At 70.7% G+C, this 20697-nt stretch carries 28 protein-coding genes; 17 read left to right on the forward strand and 11 right to left on the reverse strand.

Annotation, left to right across the window (positions count from 1 at the left end):
- Positions 1 to 19 precede the first annotated feature (19 nt).
- Both ACZ6TI_RS41025 and ACZ6TI_RS41030 read left to right on the forward strand, forming a co-directional pair.
- Entirely contained in the window at positions 20 to 277 is a 258-nt protein-coding gene (locus ACZ6TI_RS41025; protein WP_465350678.1) for a hypothetical protein, read from the forward strand.
- A complete protein-coding gene (locus ACZ6TI_RS41030; RefSeq protein WP_465350679.1) occupies positions 274 to 1848 on the forward strand; it encodes an amidase in 1575 nt (524 codons plus the stop codon). Before ACZ6TI_RS41025 ends, ACZ6TI_RS41030 begins: the two co-directional genes overlap by 4 nt.
- Before the next feature lie 21 nt (positions 1849 to 1869).
- On the opposite strand, the gene ACZ6TI_RS41035 is transcribed toward ACZ6TI_RS41030, so the two are convergent.
- Positions 1870 to 2340 carry a S26 family signal peptidase gene (locus tag ACZ6TI_RS41035; RefSeq protein WP_465350680.1) on the reverse strand — a complete coding sequence of 157 codons (471 nt, stop codon included), beginning with the start codon at positions 2338 to 2340 and terminating at the stop codon, positions 1870 to 1872.
- 23 nt (positions 2341 to 2363) lie between these two features.
- Positions 2364 to 2699 (reverse strand): PadR family transcriptional regulator, encoded by a 336-nt coding sequence (locus tag ACZ6TI_RS41040; RefSeq protein WP_465350681.1) that lies wholly within the window; start codon positions 2697 to 2699, stop codon positions 2364 to 2366.
- A 105-nt stretch (positions 2700 to 2804) separates the two neighbouring features.
- On the opposite strand from ACZ6TI_RS41040, the gene ACZ6TI_RS41045 reads away from it, so the two are divergent.
- Entirely contained in the window at positions 2805 to 3236 is a 432-nt protein-coding gene (locus ACZ6TI_RS41045) for an iron chaperone (RefSeq protein WP_465350682.1), read from the forward strand.
- A 10-nt stretch (positions 3237 to 3246) separates the two neighbouring features.
- Here the strand turns inward: ACZ6TI_RS41045 and ACZ6TI_RS41050 are convergent, their stop codons facing one another.
- Positions 3247 to 5100 (reverse strand): serine/threonine-protein kinase, encoded by a 1854-nt coding sequence (locus tag ACZ6TI_RS41050; RefSeq protein ID WP_465350683.1) that lies wholly within the window; start codon positions 5098 to 5100, stop codon positions 3247 to 3249.
- 281 nt (positions 5101 to 5381) lie between these two features.
- On the reverse strand, positions 5382 to 6248 hold the full coding sequence (locus tag ACZ6TI_RS41055) for a fumarylacetoacetate hydrolase family protein (protein WP_465350684.1): 867 nt from the start codon (positions 6246 to 6248) through the stop codon (positions 5382 to 5384).
- Between the two features lie 125 nt (positions 6249 to 6373).
- On the opposite strand from ACZ6TI_RS41055, the gene ACZ6TI_RS41060 reads away from it, so the two are divergent.
- The 8 genes from ACZ6TI_RS41060 (at position 6374) to ACZ6TI_RS41095 (ending at position 12743) form a co-directional block, all read left to right on the forward strand.
- Positions 6374 to 7144, forward strand: a complete 771-nt coding sequence (locus ACZ6TI_RS41060) for an IclR family transcriptional regulator (RefSeq protein ID WP_465350685.1) — start codon at positions 6374 to 6376, stop codon at positions 7142 to 7144.
- Between the two features lie 237 nt (positions 7145 to 7381).
- Positions 7382 to 8812 (forward strand): extracellular solute-binding protein, encoded by a 1431-nt coding sequence (locus ACZ6TI_RS41065; protein WP_465350686.1) that lies wholly within the window; start codon positions 7382 to 7384, stop codon positions 8810 to 8812.
- Positions 8809 to 10839 (forward strand): ABC transporter permease, encoded by a 2031-nt coding sequence (locus ACZ6TI_RS41070; protein WP_465350687.1) that lies wholly within the window; start codon positions 8809 to 8811, stop codon positions 10837 to 10839. The genes ACZ6TI_RS41065 and ACZ6TI_RS41070 overlap by 4 nt, the downstream gene beginning before the upstream one ends.
- Positions 10840 to 10979: 140 nt before the next feature.
- Positions 10980 to 11225, forward strand: a complete 246-nt coding sequence (locus ACZ6TI_RS41075) for a hypothetical protein (RefSeq protein ID WP_465350688.1) — start codon at positions 10980 to 10982, stop codon at positions 11223 to 11225.
- Between the two features lie 101 nt (positions 11226 to 11326).
- Complete coding sequence (locus tag ACZ6TI_RS41080) at positions 11327 to 11509, forward strand: hypothetical protein (RefSeq protein WP_465350689.1); 183 nt, start codon at positions 11327 to 11329, stop codon at positions 11507 to 11509.
- 46 nt (positions 11510 to 11555) lie between these two features.
- Positions 11556 to 11894 carry an ArsR/SmtB family transcription factor gene (locus ACZ6TI_RS41085; RefSeq protein WP_465350690.1) on the forward strand — a complete coding sequence of 113 codons (339 nt, stop codon included), beginning with the start codon at positions 11556 to 11558 and terminating at the stop codon, positions 11892 to 11894.
- The gene (locus ACZ6TI_RS41090) at positions 11891 to 12361 is read left to right on the forward strand and encodes an SRPBCC domain-containing protein (protein WP_465350691.1); all 471 of its coding nucleotides are present in this window, start codon (positions 11891 to 11893) and stop codon (positions 12359 to 12361) included. The genes ACZ6TI_RS41085 and ACZ6TI_RS41090 overlap by 4 nt, the downstream gene beginning before the upstream one ends.
- Positions 12362 to 12371: 10 nt before the next feature.
- On the forward strand, positions 12372 to 12743 hold the full coding sequence (locus ACZ6TI_RS41095; RefSeq protein ID WP_465350692.1) for a VOC family protein: 372 nt from the start codon (positions 12372 to 12374) through the stop codon (positions 12741 to 12743).
- A 3-nt stretch (positions 12744 to 12746) separates the two neighbouring features.
- On the opposite strand, the gene ACZ6TI_RS41100 is transcribed toward ACZ6TI_RS41095, so the two are convergent.
- On the reverse strand, positions 12747 to 13097 hold the full coding sequence (locus tag ACZ6TI_RS41100) for a hypothetical protein (RefSeq protein ID WP_465350693.1): 351 nt from the start codon (positions 13095 to 13097) through the stop codon (positions 12747 to 12749).
- Between the two features lie 64 nt (positions 13098 to 13161).
- On the opposite strand from ACZ6TI_RS41100, the gene ACZ6TI_RS41105 reads away from it, so the two are divergent.
- From ACZ6TI_RS41105 to ACZ6TI_RS41115, 3 genes are all read left to right on the forward strand, one after another.
- Complete coding sequence (locus tag ACZ6TI_RS41105; protein ID WP_465350694.1) at positions 13162 to 14217, forward strand: threonine aldolase family protein; 1056 nt, start codon at positions 13162 to 13164, stop codon at positions 14215 to 14217.
- 76 nt (positions 14218 to 14293) lie between these two features.
- Positions 14294 to 14617 carry a plasmid stabilization protein gene (locus ACZ6TI_RS41110; protein WP_465350695.1) on the forward strand — a complete coding sequence of 108 codons (324 nt, stop codon included), beginning with the start codon at positions 14294 to 14296 and terminating at the stop codon, positions 14615 to 14617.
- A 31-nt stretch (positions 14618 to 14648) separates the two neighbouring features.
- Entirely contained in the window at positions 14649 to 14846 is a 198-nt protein-coding gene (locus tag ACZ6TI_RS41115; protein WP_465350696.1) for a hypothetical protein, read from the forward strand.
- 18 nt (positions 14847 to 14864) lie between these two features.
- Here ACZ6TI_RS41115 and ACZ6TI_RS41120 read toward each other — a convergent pair whose 3' ends face one another.
- From ACZ6TI_RS41120 to ACZ6TI_RS41135, 4 genes are read right to left on the reverse strand one after another with little or no spacing between them, the layout of a single operon-like run.
- Positions 14865 to 15581 carry a glycosyltransferase family 2 protein gene (locus ACZ6TI_RS41120; RefSeq protein ID WP_465350697.1) on the reverse strand — a complete coding sequence of 239 codons (717 nt, stop codon included), beginning with the start codon at positions 15579 to 15581 and terminating at the stop codon, positions 14865 to 14867.
- Positions 15569 to 16183 carry a YdcF family protein gene (locus tag ACZ6TI_RS41125; RefSeq protein ID WP_465350698.1) on the reverse strand — a complete coding sequence of 205 codons (615 nt, stop codon included), beginning with the start codon at positions 16181 to 16183 and terminating at the stop codon, positions 15569 to 15571. The genes ACZ6TI_RS41120 and ACZ6TI_RS41125 overlap by 13 nt, the downstream gene beginning before the upstream one ends.
- 5 nt (positions 16184 to 16188) lie before the next feature.
- Positions 16189 to 17037, reverse strand: a complete 849-nt coding sequence (locus tag ACZ6TI_RS41130) for a glucose 1-dehydrogenase (RefSeq protein ID WP_465350699.1) — start codon at positions 17035 to 17037, stop codon at positions 16189 to 16191.
- A 32-nt stretch (positions 17038 to 17069) separates the two neighbouring features.
- On the reverse strand, positions 17070 to 17801 hold the full coding sequence (locus ACZ6TI_RS41135; protein ID WP_465350700.1) for a TetR/AcrR family transcriptional regulator: 732 nt from the start codon (positions 17799 to 17801) through the stop codon (positions 17070 to 17072).
- Positions 17802 to 17902: 101 nt separating this feature from the next.
- On the opposite strand from ACZ6TI_RS41135, the gene ACZ6TI_RS41140 reads away from it, so the two are divergent.
- From ACZ6TI_RS41140 to ACZ6TI_RS41150, 3 genes are read left to right on the forward strand one after another with little or no spacing between them, the layout of a single operon-like run.
- The gene (locus tag ACZ6TI_RS41140; protein ID WP_465350701.1) at positions 17903 to 18637 is read left to right on the forward strand and encodes an SDR family oxidoreductase; all 735 of its coding nucleotides are present in this window, start codon (positions 17903 to 17905) and stop codon (positions 18635 to 18637) included.
- Positions 18637 to 19152 carry an SDR family NAD(P)-dependent oxidoreductase gene (locus tag ACZ6TI_RS41145; protein ID WP_465350702.1) on the forward strand — a complete coding sequence of 172 codons (516 nt, stop codon included), beginning with the start codon at positions 18637 to 18639 and terminating at the stop codon, positions 19150 to 19152. Before ACZ6TI_RS41140 ends, ACZ6TI_RS41145 begins: the two co-directional genes overlap by 1 nt.
- Before the next feature lie 45 nt (positions 19153 to 19197).
- On the forward strand, positions 19198 to 19623 hold the full coding sequence (locus tag ACZ6TI_RS41150; protein WP_465350703.1) for a PPOX class F420-dependent oxidoreductase: 426 nt from the start codon (positions 19198 to 19200) through the stop codon (positions 19621 to 19623).
- 3 nt (positions 19624 to 19626) lie between these two features.
- On the opposite strand, the gene ACZ6TI_RS41155 is transcribed toward ACZ6TI_RS41150, so the two are convergent.
- Positions 19627 to 19914 carry a hypothetical protein gene (locus ACZ6TI_RS41155; RefSeq protein WP_465350704.1) on the reverse strand — a complete coding sequence of 96 codons (288 nt, stop codon included), beginning with the start codon at positions 19912 to 19914 and terminating at the stop codon, positions 19627 to 19629.
- A gap of 7 nt (positions 19915 to 19921) precedes the next feature.
- Positions 19922 to 20647: an alpha/beta fold hydrolase gene (locus ACZ6TI_RS41160; RefSeq protein WP_465350705.1), complete on the reverse strand. Its 726-nt coding sequence runs from the start codon at positions 20645 to 20647 to the stop codon at positions 19922 to 19924.
- Positions 20648 to 20697: the final 50 nt, after the last annotated feature.

Here is a 20697-nt window from a genome sequence, read left to right on the forward strand (position 1 = left end):
GGCTCCAAGAGTTACGACCATGGCTCCCACCCCGCCCACGGACGCCGAGCTCGACATCATGATCAGAGCTCGGCTCGCATCACTCGGCATCGACCTCGATCAACTGCCGTCCGGCAGCACCCCCGACCCGGTGACCGGCTCCCCCGGCCGGGACTCCGTGCTCGCCTCGCTGCGCTCGTTCGTGCGCGGCAGCGTGAGCACCCTCGCGGCGTACCGCCCGGCCGGCGACCCGGCGCCGCTGCTCTACCCGTCGATCAGCACGGAGTGGCGGAAGTGACCGCCCTGAACCGGCGGGTGTTCCTGGCCCGCACCGCCGCCGTCGCCGCCGCGGCCGCCGCCGGCACGGCCGCCCTGCCCGCCACCGCCGCCTGGGCGGGTGGCCCGGCCCGATTCGGCGGCAACGCCTATGTGCGGCCGCGCCCCGAGGCGATGGCCGACCCCACCGAGCTGACCCTGGCCGAGGCCGCCTGGATGATCCGGGCCGGCCGGCTCACCCCGCTCGAGCTGGTCGACGCCTTCCTGGCCCGGATCGGCTCGTTCGACGGCGTCTACCAGGCCTTCAACACCGTCCTGGCCGAGGACGCGCGGGCCGCGGCGCGGGTGGCCGGGCGCAAACCGCAGATCGGGCCGCTGCACGGCATCCCGCTCGCGATCAAGGACAACTACTGGACCGCGGGCGTGCGGACCACCGCCAACTCGTTCCTGTTCCAGGACTTCGTGCCGCCGCACGACGCGACGCCGGTGGCGCGGCTCAAGACGAACGGCGCGATCGTGCTCGGCAAGACCCAGATGGGACCGCTGGCGACCACCCGGGCGACCACCCCGGACGGTCGCATCACGACGGTCAACGCGTGGACACCGGCCGACCCGGCGACCGATCCGGGCGGCTCGTCGACCGGCACGGCGACGTCGGTGGCCGGACGGATGGCGACCTCGGGCACCGGCACGCAGACCGGCGGGTCGATCACCGCGCCCTCGAATGCGCAGAACCTGACCGGACTCAAGCCCACCATGGGCCGGGTGTCGCTGGCCGGCATCATCCCGCTGAGCTACACGCGGGACCACCCCGGCCCGCTCGCCCGGGACGCCAAGGACGCGGCGATCATGCTGACCGCGATGGCCGGCGAGGATCCGGCCGACCCGCGTACGCAGGGGCTGCCCCGGGTGCCGAACCTGGTCGAGGCCGCCACGCCGGTCCGCGACTCCCGCGGCAAGGTGCGGGCCCGATGGCACACCCGCATCGGCGTTCCGCCCGGCTATGCCACCGGCGCGGCACAACAGGCCTTCCTGTCCACCATGGACGCCATCGAGGGCGTGCAGCTGGTCGACGTCACGCTGCCCGACGAGTGGGAGCTGCTGACCGGCGGCGCGTTCAACAACGTGCGGCTGCCCGAACGCAGTGAGCCGTTCATGCCCTATCTGCGCGACGACCTGCGCGGATTCGGTGTCTCGGTGACCGGCTGGCTGCAGGGCGCCCTGCTCGGCGCGAACGAGTTCCTCACCGGCCAGCGGGCCAAGGTCCTGCTGCTCGATCGAGTGCTGGACCAGATCTTCGGCCACTGCGAAGTGGTGCTGCAGACCGGGCCGGTGCCGTTCGACATCCTCGGCCTGCCGGAGATCGGCTTCCCGATCGGCTTCACCGCGGCGGGGGTGCCGATCGGCACGATCCTCGGCGGCGAGCCCTATGCGGAGGACCGCCTGCTGTCGGTCGTGGCCGCCTACCAGGCGGTGACCGGCTGGCACTGGCGCCGCCCACCGGACCCGGCAGCGGCGGCGGCCGGCGCGCGCGTGGCGACCGGCGACCGTGGCCGCCTCACCGCCGAGGACGTGCTGGCCCAGTCTCAGTGATGCGGCCGTCCGCGAGCCGGATCACCTGATCGCAACGTTCGGCGACCTGCTGGTGGTGGAATCGAGGTTGCCGGTGCCGCGGCTCGCGCTGGACGTGCCGAACTCGACGACGTCGCCGTGCCGCAGCCCGGTGAACCGGTAGCTCACCCGGTCCATCAGGAAGCGGTCGCCGATGTTCAGAGTCGGTTGCATGCTGCCGCTGGCCATGAAGCCGACGGTCATCACATAACGGTTGACGCCGAGCCCGGCGGCCGGCGCGATCACGGCGATCAGGGCGGCGCGACGGCTGATCCGCACGTGCCGCGGGAGCAGCCGGACCCGCGCGCGGCGCGCGTGCCAGACCGCGCGCAACCCGCCGGCGGCCCAGCGCACCGCATCCCAGTCACCCCGGGTGTCGCCGAACTCGGCCAGCACCGCCTCGCCCCAGTCGTGGCCCCGGCGGCGGCGCCCCCGCACCGCCGCCGTCAGCACCAGCCGGGAAGCCTTGCGCACCAACGATTCCCGCGCAGCGGGGATCACGCGATGCCGTCCACGATGCGGGTCGGACCGGTGCGCCGGGTGCGCGCCCGCGCGGGCGCGGCCTGTGCGGCCAGGCGCTGCTCGGCCAGCGCGGCCCCGTCGGCGCTCAGCCGATAGACGTGCCGTGGTGGCCGGCCCGGCTCCTCCGACGGCTCCCACCGAGTCTCGAGCAACTGCTGCTCGCTGAGCCGCATCAGGATCGGATAGAGCGTGCCGGACGCCAGCGTCGTCTCCTTGCTCAGGTCATAGCCGTAACGCCAGCGCTGCGGGTCGGCGATCAGGGCGGCGAACAGGCGCAACGTCTGTGGCGAGGTGTGCGGGATCCGCGGCATGCGCGAAACTCTACATAACTCGACTTTGCTCGTCCACCCAGGCGGGCAACCAACTGGTCAGGTTTCGAGAAGCTCCCAGCTCAGCGGCTATCTAGCCTGGGAGACATGACGGATGAGAAGAAGTACGAGGGGTTCTCGGCCGAGGAGCGCGCCGCGATGAAGGAGCGCGCCGCGGAGTTGAAGCCGGCACGCGGCAAGAAGAAGGTGGACGGCGAAGCCGACCTGCTCGCGAAGATCGCCGAGATGCCGGACGACGATCGCGCACTGGCCGAGCGGATCCACGCGATCGTCAAGGAGAACGCGCCCGGCCTCACGTCGAAGACCTACTACGGCATGCCGGCCTGGGCCAAGGACGGCAAGGTCCTCTGCTTCTTCCAGGCCGCGAAGAAGTTCGACACCCGATATGCGACCCTCGGCTTCAACGACGTCGCGGACCTCGACGACGGCGCCATGTGGCCGACCGCCTTCGCCCTGACGAAGCTGACCGCGGAGGACGAGGCGCGGATCGCCGATCTGGTCAAGCGGGCGGCGGGCTGAGTCACCGTTTTCAGGGTGTGTGGCTCAGCCGCTTGAAGCTCTGCGTGGAGACGTCTTCGTTGCCATAGGTGGTGAGCCGGTCCTCGGTGCAGATGTAGGGCAGGTTGTCGGACGGCGTGATCACGTTCGAGTTCCGGAACACCACCTTGCCGTTGCGGGTGATCTTGATGGTCCGGTTGCCGTTGTACTGGCTGCCGAAGACCTTCCCGCCGCGTGTCTCCACGTGCAGGGTTTCCTTGCCGCGCAACGTCTCCGCGTATTTCGCGCCCTTGATGGTCGCGGTCAGCGGCGTGGAGTTGTTGTAGTCTTCCACCCCCTTGCCGTCCGGCCAGATCCGCAGCGAGGCGGCCACGCTGCCGGTGAACCGCGAGTCCACCCCCTCGAAGTGATTGATGACCTGCATCGAGGTCATCTTCCACGAGCCCACCAGGCAGGGATCCAGCGACGGGTTGGCCCACTTGGTGGCCGAGGCCGACGGCTTGACCGAGGCGCCCACGACGGCGGCCGGCTTCGCACCGGAGGAGGGCGTGGCCGGGCCGGGCGCGGCACTCTCGCCATCGGCATCCGGCCAGGCGATCCGCAGAATGCCGCCGGCCAGGAGCAACCCGGCCACGGCGAGCGAGGCAAGCCACGCGGTCCTCTTCCGACCGGTACGCGGCGGCGCGAGCCGCGTGCTCACCGGAAGTGGTGCTCTGGGGACCGTGACAACGTCGACGGTCTCCGGCTCGCCGGCCACGGTTTCCGCGGCCACCGTCTCAGCAGCTTCCGTGGCCGCAGCTTCCGTGGCCGCAGCTTCCGTGGCCGCAGCTTCCGTGGCCGCAGCTTCCGTAGTCGCAGCTTCCGTGGCCGGCACTTCTTTCAGGGGCAGCCGCGGTGCGGGCGTGCGCTTGCCCTGCTGCTCCTGCACCGAGGTGGGCGCGGCGATCGTCGGTGACGGCGCCGCCAGGGTGCCCGTCATGTCCTCGCGCGCCGACCCCGGCCGCCGGGCCGACGCGGGCCACCAGCGCCGGCGCCGGTCCGTGTCCGGCGCCTCCGGCTCGGCCGTCCCGGCCACGTTCGCCAGCAGCTTCCGGGCCGGCTCGGTGGTCAGCCGGCGCTCGGGATCCTTCTCCAGCAGTCCCTTGATCACCGGCCAGAGCCGCCCCGCGTGCGCCGGCACCACCGGCCGGCTGTGCAGGATCGCGGCGAACGTGGTCTGCGTGTCCTCCCGCTGGAACGGCGACTTCCCGGTCACCGCCGCATAGAGCGTCACGCCCAGCGCCCACAGGTCGCCGGCGGCGGTCGCGGGCTGCCCGTTGATCCGTTCCGGCGACAGATAGGCCGGCGACCCGACCATCTGCCCGGTGGCGGTGAGCGCGGTCGCGTCGTCGACCGCGGCGATGCCGAAGTCGGTCAGCACCACCCGGTCGGTGTCCAGCAGGATGTTCGCGGGCTTCACGTCCCGATGGGCGATGCCCTCGCGGTGCGCGGCCCGCAGGGCGTCGAGCACGTGCAGCCCGATCTCCGCGGTCCGCCGCTCGGACAACAGGCCGTGCTCGTGGATCGCCTCGGCCAGGGTCTGCCCGTTGACCAGCTCCATCACGATCCACGGCCGGCCCTCGTCGGTGACCACGTCGTGCACGGTGACGATGCCGGGGTGCCGCAGCCGGGCCGCCGCCTGCGCCTCGCGCAACGCCCGCCTGATCATCGGATCCTCGGGGTCGACCTGCCCGTTCCCGGCGCTGGGCAGCCAGATCTCCTTGATCGCCACGTCCCGGCCGAGCAGCGAGTCGTGCGCGCGCCAGACCGCACCCATCCCGCCCCGCCCGAGCGGGGCCACCAGGCGGTAACGGCCGACGACGACCCGAGACTCCCCCGCACCCATAGCCCGAAATCTATCGGGTGTGTTCGACCCGGCACGATGGCGGTCGGGTGGAAGCCGGTTGGAAATTTCTCCACCTCGATGCAACCTGGCGGACTCACCCGCTCCTCTAGGTCTCGACGAGAGGAGGCGGCCTGGTGGATGCCGACGCCGAAGAGGGGTTCCGGGAGTTCGTCCGGGTCCGGTTCGGACCATTGCGGGCGCTCGCCTATGTCACCTGCGGCGACTGGCAGGCCGCCGAGGACGCGGTGTCCGGCGCCCGCCTGCGGTTGACACAGGGAGTGTCATGCCTGGTCCTTCCCTCCGGTGGCGTTGCCGACCGCAACGACGGGGTTGGTCAGCGTTCCGAGCGCCTCGCACGTTATCTCGATCGTGTCGCCGGGTCGCGTGGTGAAGTCGGCGTCCGGCACCACGCCGGTGCCGGTGAGCAGCACCACCCCGGCCGGGAAGCTGAGCGCCCGGAACAGCCAGCCGGCCAGGTCCTCGAAGCCACGGGCCATCGCCGACGTCGAGGTCGTACCCGCGAAGGTCACCTCGCCCGCACGCAGCACCCGCAACCCGATCGCGAACGGACCCGGGTCGATCGCCCAGCTCGGCACGATTGCCGGACCCAGCGCACAGGCGCGGTCGTAGAACTTCGCCTGCGGCAGGTAGAGCGGATTCTCGCCCTCGATCGACCGGCTGCTCATGTCGTTGCCCAAGGTGTAGCCGAACACCTCCCCGGCCGAGTTGAGCACCAGGCCGATCTCGGCCTCGGGTACGTCCCAGCCGGAGTCGGCACGGATCCCGACGGCGTCGCCGTCGCCGACGACACGCCACGGACTGGCCTTGAAGAAGAGCTCGGGGCGATCACTGTCGTAGACATGGTCGTAGAGCGCGGCGTGGCCGGACTCCTCCTTCCGCCCGTCGCGGCTGCGGAGGTAGGTCACACCGGCCGCCCACACCTCCTGCCGGTCGATGGGAGCCAGCGCTGACCCGCCCGGCATGTCGCCGGTCTTCCGGGTGGTGGCCTCGACCATCGCTCGCGCCTGGTCGAGTGGCAGGGCGAGCAGATCGGCGAGAGTGCCGCCGAGCTCGCCCCAGGTGTTGTCCTGGCGCACCGCCCAGCGCGAGCCGTCGCCGGCACTGAAGCGGTGGAGGGAAATCGGCATTTGGCCCACCTAGGTCTGTCGAAGTACGCGAATGTTGGTTTTCGAGCTCCGTCAAGACACGGTTACCCTCATCCCGGTGCCGATCCGTGTGAAGACCGTTGACGGCATCGGAAGGGACCAGCGACATGCCCCGTGTGGTACCGGCGGTCGTCCGCGCACTCGACGTCCTCGAGTTGTTCCTGGACCGTCCTGAGCTGTCGGCCCGCGAGGTGATGGAGCGGCTCGACCTGCCCCGGACCACCGTCCACGAACTGCTGGTCACGCTCGAGGCCCGCTCGTACCTCACCTCCGTCCCGGGCCAGCCGGTGCGGTACCGGCTCGGCATGCCCCTCTTCCAGCTCGGCGCGGCATTCGCAGGCCGGCTCGATCTGGTCCGCGAGGCGGAGACCGTCGCGCGGGACGTGGCCGCCGCGTGCGACGAGGCGGTCCACGTGGCCGTGCTCGACGGCGCCGATGTCATCTATCTCGTCAAGGTCGACAGCACCCACCCCGTCCGGATGGTCTCCGCCGTCGGGCGGCGCCTGCCGGCCCACTGCACGGCGGTCGGCAAGGTTCTGCTGTCGGAACTCGAACCGGGCGGCCTGGACGCCGTGCTGGAGAAGGGTGCCTTGCGGGGGATGACGCCGAACAGCATCGTCGACCCGGATCGTCTGCGGGCCGAGCTCGACGGTGTTCGGACGGCGGGCGTCGCGGTCGACATCGGCGAGTCCGACGCTGCCATGCGATGCGTGGCCGCGGCCGTCCGGGACCACTCCGGCGCCACGGTCGCCTCGATGAGCCTCTCCGCGCCGATCATTCGCTGGACCGCGCAAGCACAGGTCGAGTGGACGCGGCTGGTTCGGGACGGCGCGGCCACGCTGTCGGCCCGAATGGGCTGTCCGATCCAGGCTCGATAGCCGGCGTACCGGACTCGCCCTTTTACCTGTCAGAAACATTGACACCTCTCGACGTGTCGTCTAGCGTCGCGTCCACCTGTGACGACATATCGAACACAATTCGAGATTTCGAACGGTGAGAACCACGAGTCTAACCGAACCGTGACCGGAGAGCGGCGCGCTCGCGGTCGCCCCCGGAAAACCCCGCACATGCCCTTCGGCGTGCGGCGTTGAGCGAGACGACGGAGGCGAATGTCCATGAAGAACGAGACGTCGTGGTCCCGGCGGAACTTCCTGGGGATGGGCGTGGGGGTGCTCGGCGCGGCTGGTCTGGCCGCGTGCGGGGGCGAGTCCGAGTCGCCCGGCGGGGTGCAGGCGGAGGTACCGAAGGAACTGGTCGACGCCGCGGCGGCGATGAAGGGCACGTCGATGGGGGTGCTGTCGCAGAAGCTGTACTCGGCGGCGGCGAACGACGCACTCGACAGGTCGATCAAGAAGTTCGCCGACGCCACCGGGACGAAGATCGAGAACAGTCTGGTCCAGGCCGACGCCGGTGACGTGGTGGCCAAGATCGACGCTGAAGTCAAGGGCGGCGTCGCGCGTGACCTGGCGTTCATGACGGACTCGCGGTTCGTCGCGCAGTTCCAGGCGCTGGGTGACCTGACGGACGTGACGGACGTCGTCGAGGCGCTGACGGCCAAGTACGGCGAGCCCTCCGCGGAGGCCAAGAACTACTGCGTCTTCGACGGCAAGTGGTACGCGATCCCCTACCACTTCATCGGGATCGGCTCGTTCCTGCGCAAGGACTGGATGCAGGACAAGGGCATCTCTCCCAAGGACGCCTACACCTGGGAGGAGCTGCGCGACCTGTGCCTGGCGATCTCCGATCCGGGCAAGCGCCGGTACGGCTGGGGCATGACGGTCAACCGGTCCGGCGACGGCAACGGCATGATCGAGGCACTCATCAACGCCTATGGCGGAGCGATCGCCTCCAACGACGGCAGGAAGGTCACGTTCGACTCCCCGGAAACGGTGCAGGCGGTGACCTTCCTGGGCGACATCTACACCAACCCCAAGTACCGGCCGATGCTGCCGCCCGGAGTGGCCAGCTGGACCGACACCAGCAACAACGAGAACTGGCTGGCCGGGGTCCTCGGCTACACCCGCAATCAGTTCAGCGTGTACGCGGACTCCCGGACCAAGAAGAACCCGGTGCACGCCAACACCCACGTCTTCTCCGACTGCACCGGGCCGGCGACCGACGCGCCCCTGCTGCTCGGTCAGTCTCAGGGTTTCGTCGTCTTCAAGGGCGCCAAGAACCCTGACCTCGCCAAGCTGCTGGCGCAGTACCTGGTCAGCGCGCCGGCGCTGCTCGGGGTGGCGAAGGAGGCGCCCGGCCTGGTGATGCCCGCCTGGGAGAAGGTCTGGGACGCCGACCCGTTCTTCACCAGCGGCGACCCGGCATTCCCCATGCTCCGCAAGATCACTGAGCTGAAGCTGCCACTGTCCACCAAGAACGGCTTGACCTTCCCGCAGAAGGCCAGCGCCGGCCAGCAGGCCGTCGGCGCGGCGTACGTGCTCACCGACATGATGCAGCAGGTCGTTCAGGGAGCCGCGCCCGCGCAAGCCGTGACGGCCGCTCACGCGAAGATGAAGCAGATCTTCAGCCAGCAGGGGCTGCCTCAGTGAGATCGGTCTGGACCGCGCCGGCTCCGGGGAAGTCGTCGCCGCCAGGGCCGGGCTCTCTCACCACGACCCAGCGGCGGCTGGGTCGCGACTGGCGGCTGTCGACGCTGTTCCTCGCGCCCATGGCCGTGCTGGTCGGCGGTCTGGTCCTCGTGCCGATCGGCCGGTCGATCGTCACCAGCACCACGGAACGGCACGGTCAGGACAGCGTCTTCGTCGGACTGGACAACTACCTCGCGCTCGCCGGCGACGAGCAGTTCCACACCGGAGTGGTGAACTCGTTCGTGTTCACCGCGTACGCCGAGGTGTTCAAGGTGGTGCTGGGGCTGGCCGCGGCCCTGCTGCTGCACCACCGGCGCTCGGGGCGAGCCCTGCTGACGGGGCTGCTGCTGATGCCGTGGGTGGTGCCGACGGTGGTGACCGCGTTCAGCTGGCGCTCACTGCTCGACCCGATCTTCGGCAGCGTCAACATGCTGCTCACGAAGTCGGGGATCGGGCCGCTGCTGGTCGACCTGCACCTGGTCGACAGCTGGCCCGCGGGCTGGCTGTCCGATCCGTCACTGGCCATGCCGTCGGTGATCATGGTCAACGTCTGGAAGGGGGTGCCGTTCTTCACCGTCTGTTTCCTCGCCGGGCTGAAGGCCATCCCGGCCGACCTGTACGAGGCGGCGACCATCGACGGCGCCTCGTCGTGGCAGCGTTTCGCCAACGTGACGCTGCCCGGACTGCGCCACGTGATTACCGTGACGGTGACCCTGTCGTCGATCTGGACGTTCAACAACTTCGACCTCATCTGGTTGCTTACGCAGGGTGGTCCCGGCGATGTGACCGCGCCGTACGTGCTTGTCGCGTACTCGAAGGCGATCCTGCAGCTTCAGTACGGCGCGGGAGCCGCGGTCACTCTGGTCATGTTGCCGATCATCGGCGTGCTGGTGTTCTTCCTGGTCCGGCTGCTGCGCCAGGACTCCGGCGTGAGGCCGCTCGGGCGGACCCGGGCCGCGCGGTGGATCGAGACGGCACGGTGGGCCGCACCGGCGCGCAAGGCGCTGCCGTGGGTCGTCGCCGCGGTGGTCACCGGCCTGCTGGCCTGGGCATCGCCACAGATCTTCTGGAAGGCGGCAGTGGTCCTCGGGGTGATGCTGCTGATCGTGGCGGCGGTCGGCCGGGGCGTCTCGGCGCTGAAGTCCCGCGGCGGCGGCCGGATGTCGTCACTGGTATCGAGGCTCGGATCCGGCGTCGCCCTGGCCGGCCTTCTGGCCTTCGTGCTGGGTCCGCTGTACTGGATCGCGGTCACGGCCTTCAAGACCGAGGGCCAGGTCGTCACGCGCGACCGCGACCTGTGGCCGACGCCCTGGACCCTGGAGCAGTTCGGCGCGCTCTTCGCCAATCAGCCGTTCGGCCGCTGGTACCTCAACACGCTGCTGGTGTCCGCGGCATCCACCGCCGTGGCCCTGGTCTGCGCCGCCCTGGCGGGCTACGCGCTGGCCCGGTTGCGGTTCCGGGGGGCGCAGGGTTTCACGGTCACGGTGCTGCTCACGTACGTGATGCCGGGTGCGCTGCTCTTCATCCCGCTGTACCAGATGCTCATCGGCGTGCGGCTCACCGACTCGCTGTGGTCGCTGGTGGTGACGTACCCGACCTTCACGCTTCCGTTCGCCACCTGGCTGCTGGTGGGGTATTTCTCGTCGATCCCGGTCGAGCTGGAGGAGGCCGCGCTGGTCGACGGCTGCACCCGGCTCCAGGCGTTCGGCCGGGTGATGTTGCCTCTCGCCAAGCCGGGGCTGCTGGCGGTCGCGCTGTTCACCCTGACCAATGCCTGGAACGAGTTCCTCTTCGCGTTCGTGTTCATCACGAAGGACGAGTACAAGACGCTCCCCGTGGGAATGCAGTCGATGATCGCCGGCGACGTCGTTCCGCAGGGACAGCTTGCCGCGGCGTCGCTACTCGTCAGCATCCCTGTGGTCGTCATGTACGCACTGGGGCAGCGGTTCCTGACCGAAGGGCTCACGGCCGGTGCGGTGAAGGGCTGACCGCCGCCGACGGGCCGTGACCGTCGCTCCAACCCTGGCAGAACGAACTGCCTAACCCGCTCACCCCAACCGAGCTGGCCCGCCTCCGCGACGCCCGGCCCGCAGGCCCGCCACCCCAACCACCCGCCGACCCACTACGGGTGGAGCGCCGGATCAGCAGCCGCGGCGCCCTCGCAATCGCCGGGCAACGCATCCACGTCGGCATGGTCCACGCCGGACGCACCGTCACCGTCGAAACCGGCGACACCACCTGGCGGATCTACCACGGCGACGACCTGCTCACCGAAGTCGCCCGCGCCACCACCAAACCGATCGCACGGTTCAAGATCCGCAAGCCAGAATCAGCGCGACGCATCCTCGCAGCACAACCCCGCCTGGAGGGCTGAGTCCATGCAGGTCTCATTTCCACCTCCGGCAACGATCGCGGCCGCCAGCAGGCAGCCTGAAGATCTACCACGGCACGCCGAACAACAACAACAACAAGCCGGTGGACGACGAGGTGCGCTGCAACGACAGCGCCGGCTACTGCACGATGACCATCACCAAGGACTACTTCGCCGAGTTCCAGAAGGTCGGCAAGGGCCTGACCATGTCGGACGTCCGGCACATCATGCGCGCGCTGCGCATCACCGACCTGGCGGACCAGGCCGCCTGGAAGACGGTCGAGTAACACTTAGCCCTTGCGCTAACTGTTCGCGTACGCAATGCTTTGCCTCATGGCTAAGTATTCGGCGCAGCTCGACGGCGTGTTCGTCGCCCTCGCCGACCCGACCCGGCGCGGGATCATCCGGCGTCTCGGGCGCGGGCCGACGAGCGTCGGCGATCTCGCGCGCGAGTTCCCGATGACGCTGCCCTCGTTCCTCAAGCATGTGCGGACGCTCGAGTCCACCGGCCTGATCCGGACCGCCAAGGCCGGCCGGGTGCGCACCTGCGTGCTCGACCGCGACCGCCTCGCGGTGGTCGACGACTGGCTGGCCGAGCAGCGCCGCATCTGGGCGGAGCGCACCGATCGACTCGAGCAGTTCGTCACCGACTCCCTGGAGGACCCATCGTGAACCCCGACCTGGACCTGACCGTCGAGCGCGTGATCCGGGCGCCCCGCGCCGCCGTGTGGAGCGCGTGGACCGAGCCGGCCAAGTTCGAGAAGTGGTGGCTGCCGGCGCCCATGCTGTGCCGCGTCGAGCGCCTGGAGGTGCGGCCCGGCGGCGCGCTGGTGACCCGGATGAGCGAGGACGGGGTGGAGTTCGTGCCACACCTGGACGCGGCCTTCCTGGTCGTCGACGAGCTCGAGCGGATCGTGTTCACCAACACGATCGACAGCAGCTGGCGGCCGACCGACCCGGCCCCGGTCGCGATGACCGCCGAGATCATCCTGGCCGACCACCCGGACGGCACGGCCTACCGCGCGGTCGTCCGGCACGGCGATCCGGCGGCCCGCGCCAGGCACGAGGAGCTCGGCTTCGCGGACGGCTGGGGCGCGGTGACCAAGCAGCTCGCCGAGGTGGCGGAGGGCGGGCACTAGGGTCGGTGGCGTGGATGCACCGAGCGGGGCCCGCCTGTCCGCCGTCACGATCGACTGCTCGGACCCGGAGGCGCTGGCCGCCTTCTGGTCCGGCCTGCTCGGCGGCGAGGTGACCGAGCCGCTGCCCGGGTGGCGGCGGGTGCTGCCCCCGGGCGGCGGACCCGCGCTCACCTTCCAGCCGGTTCCGGAGCCGCGGTCCGGCAAGGTGCGCCTGCACCTGGACATCACCGTCGACGACATCACCCGCGGCGCCGCGCAGGTCACCACGCTGGGCGGCCGGTGGACCGGGCAGCGGCACGACTACCCCGAGGGCGTCGTGCTCGTCATGGCCGATCCCGAGGGACATGAGTTCTGCCTGGTGCAGTCCTACGAGTCGCGGTGAGCGTCAGCCCAGATAGGTGTCCAGCAGCACGTAACCGTTCAGCGACTGCAGCAGCGCGATCAGCTCCCGGTCCATGATGATGCCGTCCTGCGGGTCGCGCGGCGTCCAGCCGATGTGCAGGCAGATGTCGGCGTCGGTCATCTCCAGCAGGATCGCCGACCGCTGCTGGAGCCAGCCCTTCGCGATCCGGATCTCGTCGTCCAGCATCGTGCCGTCGTCCGCGGACAGGTCGGCCGACCAGTAGTCGGACGACTTGGCGTTGCTGGGCTTGTCCAGCCGTCGCTCGATCTCCGCGACGCTCAGCGTGGCGGACTCGATCCGCAGCGAGACGACCGCCCACGCTTCCCTGCTCACCGGAACCTCACCATCGGACGGAGTTTAGGCGAAGGACTCCAACCGCTCTGCGAGGATCACCCGGGTGACCTTCACTTCCCTCCACGACCCCGACCACCGCACCTTCGCCAGCGACAACTACGCCGGTGTGCTGCCCGAGGTGCTCGACGCGATCGCCGCGGCGAACGGCGGCCACCAGGTCTCCTATGGTGAGGACGCGTATACGGCCCGGCTCGGCGCGGTGCTGCGCGACCAACTGGGGGCGAGCGCCGAGGTGTTCCCGGTGTTCAACGGCACCGGCGCCAACGTCGTCGCGCTGACCTCGCTGCTGCCGCGCTGGGGTGCCGTCGTCGCGGCCCGCACCTCGCACATTCACACGGACGAGGCGGGCGCGCCCGAGCGGGTCAGCGGCCTGAAGCTGCTGCCGGTGCCGGCCCCGGACGGCAAGCTGACCCCGGAACTGATCGCGACCGAGGCCTGGGGCTGGGGCGACGAGCACCGCGCCCAGCCGCTCGCGGTGAGCATCACCCAGTCCACCGAGCTCGGCACCCTCTACACCCCCGACGAGATCCGGGCGATCGCCGACTTCGCGCACGAACGCGGCATGGCGCTGCACCTGGACGGCGCGCGCATCTGGAACGCGGCCGCCGCCCTCGACGTGCCGTTGCGGGCGTTCACCACTGATGCCGGGGTGGACGTCCTGAGCTTCGGCGGCACCAAGAACGGCCTGCTCGGCGCCGAGGCGGTGGTCGCGCTCGACCCGGCTCGCGTGGACGGATTGATCTACCTGCGCAAACTCAGCATGCAGCTGCCCAGCAAGATGCGATTCAGCAGCGCGCAGCTGCTCGCACTCTTCGAGGACGGCCTGGGCCTGCGCACCGCCGCCCACGCGAACGCGATGGCGGCCCGCCTGCGCGCGGCCCTGGACGGGATCCCCGGCCTCTCCTTCGCCCACGAGACCCAGGTAAACGGGGTGTTCGCGGTGCTGGCGAACGACGCCGCCGACCGCATCCGCAAGCGGGTCCGGTTCTACGACTGGGACCGGGCGGCCGGCCAGGTGCGCTGGATGACCGCCTGGGACACCACCGAGGCCGATGTGGACCGGTTCGCCGCGATCGTCCGCGAGGAGCTGTCCCGCTAGCGAAGGCACGAGGTGCGATAGAGACCGCGCGGACTGGGTAAAACCGGCTGGTAGCCGATTTTTCGAGGAGGTCGCCATGCCGGCCGGGTCCAGTCCCAAGCGGGAACGTCAGTACGAGCACATCAAGGACAGCGCGGAGAAGCGCGGCGTGCCGAAGAAGCGGGCGACGGAGATCGCCGCGCGCACCGTCAACAAGGAGCGCGCCCGCTCGGGCGAGTCCCGCACCGCCAGCCGCAGCTCGGTCAAGGACGTCTCGTCCGGACACCGCGGCGGAAAGCGCTCACACACCGGCGCGCAGGGCCGCACCAAGGAGCAGCTCTACAACGAGGCCCGGCAGCGCAACATCAAGGGCCGGTCCGCGATGAGCAAGGCCGAGCTGGAGAAGGCTCTCTCCCGCTGAGTGATTCGAGACCTTCCCGAACGACGTGCAGGTGGCGCCGGTCGGTCAGGACCCCTATCAGACCGTCGCGCCGGTGCGCCCGCCGGCGACCGCGCCCATCTATCTGGCGTCGGCCGTCCGGACGGCTGACGCCGACCTGCGCAGGGCCGCCGACCTGCTCAACGCGGGCGGCAAGGTGGCGATCCTGGCGGTCAGCCGAACAAGGCCGCCATCGCCACCACGCTGTTGAAGGACAAGATCCAGCAGCTCAGGTCCTGACCGGGCCGGCCAGCAACGAGAGCAGGGCGCGCCGGACCAGCGGGCGGTAGATCCGCACCGAGTCGACGATCGAGCCGAAGTGGGACGACTCATTGTCGTTCAGATACTCCGTCTCGATGTCGACCTGTTCGATCGGCAGGCCCCGCGCGGCCGCCCGGAGCAGCACGTTCATCTCGTAGTCGTAGCGCTCGCCGGGCACCCGCGCCAGCCACGGCACCAGGGCAGCCGGGAAGCCGCGCAGCCCGGTCTGGGTGTCGCGGATCGCCCGGCCGGTCGCCGCCCGGAACAGGTCGCAGGTGATCGTGTTGCCGACCCGGCTGCGCAGCGGCACGTCGCCCTCGAAGCGCCGCACCCCCAGCACGATCCGGCCGGTGTCGCGCAGCCGATCGGCGACCAGCACCACATCGTCGGGCTTGTGCTGCCCGTCCGGGTCGGCGCAGACGACGTCCTGCCCGGGGAGCTGCTCGCTGACCTGCCGCAGACCGACCTTGAGCGCCGCGCCCTTGCCGCGATTCGTCGCCTGCCGCAGCAGGGTGCAGCCCAGCCCCTCCACTTCGTCAAAGGCTTTCCGGTACGCGGGACCGCTCCCGTCGTCCACGATGATCACCGTCGTGTCCGGCGGCGTGACCTGCAGAAGCTCGTTCACGGACTTGGTCAGTTGCGGGCCGGGCTGATACACGGCGGCGAGCACGATCATCGGGGGCATGCCGCAGCTATACCCCGCAGCCGTCGCAGGGAAGCCCGGACCCGGCGTTCCCGGCGCAGCAGCCGAGCCGGGTCACGGGTGCCCAGGCCGCCCAGCCGGGTCGCCAGGTGCAGCAGGACGCCGGCCGCGGAGAACCCGGTCACCGGGATGTCGAGCAGTGCCGGCCCGCGCAGCCCGAGCACCTTGCCGGCCAGATAACGGACCCGCGGCAGGTGCCAGGAGTGCGACACCAGCCCGAGCGGGCGCCGATCGGTCAGCAGCCCGTCCTCGGCGGTGTGCACCAGATTTTCCAGCGTGCTGCGCGAACGGGTCTCGGTGCGCAGCTCCGCCCACCGGGCCAGTCCCGCGTCGGCGGCCATCCGCAGCATCAGGTCGCCCTCGCGCTGCCCGACCGGCGGGTCCGCGTCCGACGTGCCCGCCCAGCCGCCGGTGAAGACGATCCGTGGCCGCGGCCGAGCCGTCCGGAACTCCGGCTCGTGCCGCGCCACATAGTCCACCGCCGCCTCGACCCGGGCGACGCTCGCCGGGGTCAGCGCGAAGCCGTCCGGGACGGCCAGCACGCCGCGGCCGAACACGATCAGGTCGACCGCGACGCCTGGCACCGGGCTCAGAGGATCGGCTTGCCGCCGGTCACCGGGATGAGCGCGCCGGAGATGAAGCTGGCCTCGTCGGAGGCGAGCAGCACGTAGGCCGGGGCGACCTCCTTCGGCTCGCCGGCCCGGCCGAGCGGCGTGTTCTTGCCGAACTCCTCGACCTGCTCGGGCGGCATCGTCGACGGGATCAGCGGCGTCCAGATCGGGCCGGGCGCGACCGCGTTCACCCGGATGCCACGGGGGCCGAGCATCTGCGCCAGCCCCGCGGTGAAGTTGGCGATGGCGCCCTTCGTGGTCGCGTACGGAAGAAGTGTCGGTCGTGGCATGTCGTAGTTGACCGAGCTGGTGTTGATGATCGACGCGCCCTCGGCCAGATGCGGCAGCGCGGCCTTGACCAGCCGGAACATCGCGGTGATGTTGAGGTCGAAGGTGTGCTGCCACTCCTCGTCGCTGATCTCCTCGAGGGTGTCGTGCGACATCTGGAAGGCGGCGTTGTTGACCAGCACGTCGATGCCGCCGAGGGTCTCCACCGCGGTGTCGATCAGCGCCTCGCAGCGGGCCCGGTCGGCGAGATCGCCCGGCGCGAGCACCGCCTTGCGGCCCTCCTTCTCGACCAGGGCGGCGGTGTCCCGGGCGTCCTCGTCCTCGTCGAGGTAGGAGATCAGCACGTCGGCGCCCTCGCGGGCGAACGCGATCGCCACCGCGCGGCCGATGCCGCTGTCGCCGCCGGTGATCACCGCGCGTTTGCCGGTCAGCCGTCCGGAACCCCGGTAGGAGTCCTCGCCGTGGTCGGGCTTGCGGCGCATCGCCGCGGTCGTGCCGGGTGGTTCCTGCTGTGGTTCGAGTGCCTGGTCGTCGGTCATCACGTCTCCCCTCCGGAAGAATCGGATGCCCGTTATCGCCCGTCTGAAACCGCCATCCGCTCCAGCCAGCGATCGAGCAGCGCGGCCTCGGCCGGCTCCAGCGCCCCGGTGCCGGAGACCGCCAGCTGCGACCGCAGCCGCAGCGCCGCGGCCACCACCGGTGCCGCCGCCCCGGCCGCACCGGCCGGCTCAGCCGGCTCGGTGAGGATCGAGGCGAACACCGCCTCGCGCATCCGGTGCGACAGGCCGGGGTCGTCGAAGAGCTTCGGCTCGGCCATCACGCCGAGCGCGAACCCGATGTTCGACGCCAGGATCATCTGGGCGGCCTGCCGCGGCGCCACCACCAGCGCGCCGGCCGCGGAAACCCGGGTCAGCACGTCCACCAGCAGGCCGAAGATGGTCTCCCGGGCGACCGAGTGGGACTTCTCGCGGGGCGCGAACATCAGCCGGTAGAGCGCCGGGTTGGCCAGCGCGAACGCGGTGTGGTCGTCCCAGCCCGCGCGCAGGTCGGCGACCGGGTCGTCGGTGACCGCCAGGTCGGCCTTCTGTCTCGCATAGCGCCGCAACCCCTCGTCGGCCAGCGCGTCGAGCAGCCCGCGCTTGTCCCCGAACAGGCGATAGAGCACCGGCTGGGTGACGCCGACCGCCTCGCAGACGGCGCGGGTGGCGACGTCGTGATCGGGGGACGCGGCGAGCAGGCGCTCTGCCGCGTCGATCATCGCGGCGCGCAGGGCGTCCTCGGAGCCGGGTGTGAAGGTGGCCATGAATCAATGATACGCCTAACCCATAGCCGTGATAGCGAGACGTGCTACGGTCTTCCTATCGCCGATACGCACAAGGCGTATCACTGCTAGGAGGTATGGCAATGAGTGAGCAGAGAGTCGCCGTCGTCACCGGCGGATCGCGGGGCATCGGCCGCGCGATCGCCCTCGCCCTGGCCGCCGAGAAGATCAACGTCGTCGTCGGGTACGCGGGCGGCGAAGCAGCCGCCGCCGAGGTGGTCGAGCGCATCGCCGCCACCGGCGGCTCGGCCGTCGCGGCGCGGGCCGACGTGGCCGACGAGACCGCGGTCGCCGCGATGTTCGACCTCGCCACCGAGCGCTTCGGCGGCGTGGACGTGGTGGCGCACGCGGCCGGCAAGATGAAGCTGAGCCCGATCGCCGAGCTCGACCTGGCCGACTTCGACGACGTCCAGCGCACCAACCTGCGCGGCACGTTCGTGGTGGCCCGGGAGGCCGCGCGCCGGCTGCGCGACGGCGGGTCGATCGTGCTGTTCTCCACCTCGGTGCTCGGCCTGCACCTGCCGGGCTACGGGTCCTATGCGGCGAGCAAGGGCGCGGTCGAGACCCTCACCCCGATCCTGGCCCGCGAGATGCGCGGCCGCGACATCACGGTCAACACGGTGGCCCCCGGCCCGACCGCCACCGCGCTGTTCCTCGACGGCAAGGACGACGCCACGATCGAGCGGATGGCCAAGCAGCCGCCGCTGGAGCGCCTCGGTGTCCCGGAGGACATCGCCGGCCTGGTCACGTTCCTGACCGGCCCGACCGGCCACTGGGTGAACGCCCAGACGGTCCGTGCGAACGGCGGGATCATCTGATGCCCGCCGAGCAGATCGTCCTGGTCACCGGCGCGTCCAGCGGCTTCGGCCGGCTCACCGCGCTGGCCCTGGCCCGCGCCGGGCATCACGTGGTGGGCGGCATGCGGCGACGTGAACGTGCTCGGCACACGCTGGCCGAGAGCTACGCCGGCGAGCTCATCCGGTTCGGCATCGACACGTCCATCGTCGTACCGCGCGCGTTCACCTCCCGCACCAACCACTTCGCGCACGCCGGGCATCCGGTGGACAGCGCCCGCGAGGCCGCCTACGACGAGCGGTACGGCGAGCGGACGGTGGCCGACGAGATCGTCCGCGTCGTGGGCCTGCCGGCCGGGCAGCGCCCGTTCCGCACCCACCCGACCCGAGCCGCGACGGCAGCGAGCTGTTCTCGGCCGTGGCCGACCGCATCCGCGCCGAGTTCTTCCACCGGGCCGGCATCGCCGACCTGCTGCCCACCCACGCATCCCTCTGACCTTCCGATTCCCAGGAGACAGCCATGGGCGGCCGCGTGCTGACCGCCGAGATGCTCGGCCGGAGCTGACCGGGGTAAGAATGCGGGCATGAGTGATTTCGACGCGCGGGCACTGCTCGCCGAGAGCCGCCTCGGCGTGCTGGCCACCATCAGAGCGAACGGCCTGCCCCAGCTCTCGCCCGTGACCCCGTTCTACGACCGCGAGGCCGGCCGCATCTATGTGTCGGTCACCGAGGGCCGCGCCAAGACGGCGAACGTGCGCCGCGACCCGCGGGCCGCGCTGGAGGTCACCCGGGCCGACGGCTGGGCGTGGGCCACGGCGGAGGGCGCGGTGGAGCTGATCGGGCCGGGCGACGACCCGCACGGCCCGGAGGTCGAGGCGCTGGTCGACTACTACCGCAGGGCGGCCGGCGAGCACCCGGACTGGGACGAGTACCGCTCGGTGATGGTCTCCGACCGCCGCGTCCTGCTGGTGCTCTCCGTCGACCACGTCTACGGCGCGGCCGTTCGCTGAGGTCTATGCGGCGCGTTTGGCGGAGCGGAGGTGGGCGTACCCGAAAGTGCTTCTGGCATTGAGGATGCGGCCTCGGGCTCGGTAGGCCAGCACGGAGCCGATCGAGACGGCCGACAGCATCGAGCCGATGCTCAGGAACGATCCGATGGAGCCGATGGACCCGAAGGAGCCGGCCGACCCGATCGACAGCACCGACCCGGTCGAGCCGATGGAGAGGATCGAGCCCTGGGACCAGAGGCTGAGGATCGAGCCCTGGGACCGGTAGGACATCAGCGAAGAGTCGTCATCCATGGCGTCATTATGCGGGTTCCTCGGCGAGCGCCGGTTCGCCGAGGAAGGCCAGGACGTCGGCGGCGAACCGCTTCGGGGCCAGGCTGTGCACGCGGTGCCCGACCGGGATCGTGGTGAGCCGGGCCCCGGAGATCGCGGCCGCCACGTCGGCCAGGCGCTGCGGCGGGATGCAGCTGCTCGGGCCGCCGGACAGGATCAGGGTCGGCTGCCGCACCTCGCTGAGCCGCGCCCACCAGCCCGGATCCGGGCGGGACAGCTGCCGGAAGATGGCGCCCGGCGCGCGCACGTCGTAGTCGCGGCGGGTCAGCACGATGCCCGCGATCGCGGCGAGCAGTTGCAGCGGGCCGACACCGCTCAGCAGCCCGGCGCGCAGCGGCGTGGGCGCCACCAGGTCCTCCAGGACCAGCCGGCCGACCCGCTCCGGCGCGTGCAACGCGGCCGCCAGCGCGGCATAGGCCCCGATCGAGTGTCCGATCAGGACGGCGCCACGCAGCCCGAGCGCGTCCAGCATGGCGAGCAGGTCGTCGCGGAAGGCGATCAGCGGATAGTTGCCGGGGCGCGCGCTGGTGGCGTGGCCGCGCAGGTCGATGGCGATCGACCGGTAACCGGCGTCGATCAGCCGCGGTGTGAAACGGTCCCAGGTGCGCGCGCTCGCGCCGCTGCCGTGCAGCAGCACGACCGGTGCGCCCGCCGGGTCTCCGGATTCCCGGTAGCCGAGCCGAACACCGTTCACCTCGACGCTACCGACCGTTGACCCTTCAAACGTCATGCACGGTGTTTACC

The organism is Actinoplanes sp. NPDC051388, assembly GCF_055586225.1.

Bases quoted from the DNA above. Each gene is read 5' to 3' on its own strand.
- ACZ6TI_RS41025 (WP_465350678.1), top strand. From the start codon at position 20: ATGGCTCCCACCCCGCCCACGGACGCCGAGCTCGACATCATGATCAGA.
- ACZ6TI_RS41040 (WP_465350681.1), bottom strand. From the start codon at position 2,699: ATGCCGCGGATCCCGCACACCTCGCCACAGACGTTGCGCCTGTTCGCC.
- ACZ6TI_RS41045 (WP_465350682.1), top strand. From the start codon at position 2,805: ATGACGGATGAGAAGAAGTACGAGGGGTTCTCGGCCGAGGAGCGCGCC.
- ACZ6TI_RS41050 (WP_465350683.1), bottom strand. From the start codon at position 5,100: ATGGGTGCGGGGGAGTCTCGGGTCGTCGTCGGCCGTTACCGCCTGGTG.
- ACZ6TI_RS41055 (WP_465350684.1), bottom strand. From the start codon at position 6,248: ATGCCGATTTCCCTCCACCGCTTCAGTGCCGGCGACGGCTCGCGCTGG.
- ACZ6TI_RS41060 (WP_465350685.1), top strand. From the start codon at position 6,374: ATGCCCCGTGTGGTACCGGCGGTCGTCCGCGCACTCGACGTCCTCGAG.
- ACZ6TI_RS41065 (WP_465350686.1), top strand. From the start codon at position 7,382: ATGAAGAACGAGACGTCGTGGTCCCGGCGGAACTTCCTGGGGATGGGC.
- ACZ6TI_RS41085 (WP_465350690.1), top strand. From the start codon at position 11,556: ATGGCTAAGTATTCGGCGCAGCTCGACGGCGTGTTCGTCGCCCTCGCC.
- ACZ6TI_RS41110 (WP_465350695.1), top strand. From the start codon at position 14,294: ATGCCGGCCGGGTCCAGTCCCAAGCGGGAACGTCAGTACGAGCACATC.
- ACZ6TI_RS41120 (WP_465350697.1), bottom strand. From the start codon at position 15,581: ATGCCCCCGATGATCGTGCTCGCCGCCGTGTATCAGCCCGGCCCGCAA.
- ACZ6TI_RS41130 (WP_465350699.1), bottom strand. From the start codon at position 17,037: ATGACCGACGACCAGGCACTCGAACCACAGCAGGAACCACCCGGCACG.
- ACZ6TI_RS41135 (WP_465350700.1), bottom strand. From the start codon at position 17,801: ATGGCCACCTTCACACCCGGCTCCGAGGACGCCCTGCGCGCCGCGATG.
- ACZ6TI_RS41140 (WP_465350701.1), top strand. From the start codon at position 17,903: ATGAGTGAGCAGAGAGTCGCCGTCGTCACCGGCGGATCGCGGGGCATC.
- ACZ6TI_RS41145 (WP_465350702.1), top strand. From the start codon at position 18,637: ATGCCCGCCGAGCAGATCGTCCTGGTCACCGGCGCGTCCAGCGGCTTC.
- ACZ6TI_RS41150 (WP_465350703.1), top strand. From the start codon at position 19,198: ATGAGTGATTTCGACGCGCGGGCACTGCTCGCCGAGAGCCGCCTCGGC.
- ACZ6TI_RS41155 (WP_465350704.1), bottom strand. From the start codon at position 19,914: ATGGATGACGACTCTTCGCTGATGTCCTACCGGTCCCAGGGCTCGATC.